This window comes from Photorhabdus noenieputensis (assembly GCF_018448935.1).
In the GTDB taxonomy this organism is placed as follows: Bacteria; Pseudomonadota; Gammaproteobacteria; order Enterobacterales; family Enterobacteriaceae; genus Photorhabdus; species Photorhabdus noenieputensis.
The window spans coordinates 1-772 of sequence record NZ_RCWC01000233.1 but is presented as its reverse complement, the minus strand read 5'-3'; the positions used below and the strand labels follow the sequence as shown (position 1 = coordinate 772).

Sequence of the window (772 nt, the reverse complement as noted above, 5' to 3'; positions counted from 1 at the left end):
TACCTGAACAATAACCTCAAGGCCCTGGGCATGGACGGCCACCTGGTGATCCTCGGTTTCCTCGGTGGCGCCAAGGCCAACGACGTCGACCTGCTGACCATCCTAGGCAAACGCGCGGTGATCACCGGCTCACTGCTGCGCGCCCGCACCCGCGAAGAAAAGGCCGAAATTGCCGAGCAACTGCGCGAACGCGTGTGGCCGGTACTCAGTGCCGGGCGTTGCCCGCCGAGGAGCGACCATGTCTACGCCTACACCGACGCCGCCCAGGCCCATGCGCGGATGGAAGGTGGGGACCATATCGGCAAGATTGTGTTGCGGGTGGAGTGAGGCATTTTTGATGTGCAGAGGGGTTGCAGATCCCTGTGGGAGCGGGCTTGCTCGCGAAGGCGGCCTGGCAGTCAACACAGTTGGATTGTGTACATATCCATTGCTGCGGTAACGGCCACTTAGGGTTCCGCCCTGACGGCGGCTCACTTTTGAAAAGCGCAAAAGTAAGCAAAACGCTCTTGCCCCACCACTCGGCACCTCGCTTAGGCTCGGTGTGCCCGTAATCCGCCAGTGATTTGGGGGGCCGCCGCCACGCGCCATCCATGGCGCGGGGCGGCTAAACCGGCATCCCTGCCGGTTTACCCCCCAAATCCCTGTCGAATTCCGGCCAGCGTGGTTTGACGGGGCGCCTAAGATCAAAAGCAGATCAAGATCACAAGCAGATCAAGATCAAGAGCGGCTCGCTTCGCATCGTGGTTAGCGTCTGCTGTTACAACCCACAAAG

The 772-nt window shown here is 60.9% G+C and carries 1 protein-coding gene; it reads left to right on the top strand.

Annotated elements, in window-relative coordinates; genetic code table 11:
- The coding region (locus EAE91_RS23970) for a zinc-binding dehydrogenase (protein ID WP_214090597.1) at window positions 1-327 on the top strand (327 nt) is incomplete at its 5' end.
- Window positions 328-772 lie beyond the last annotated feature (445 nt).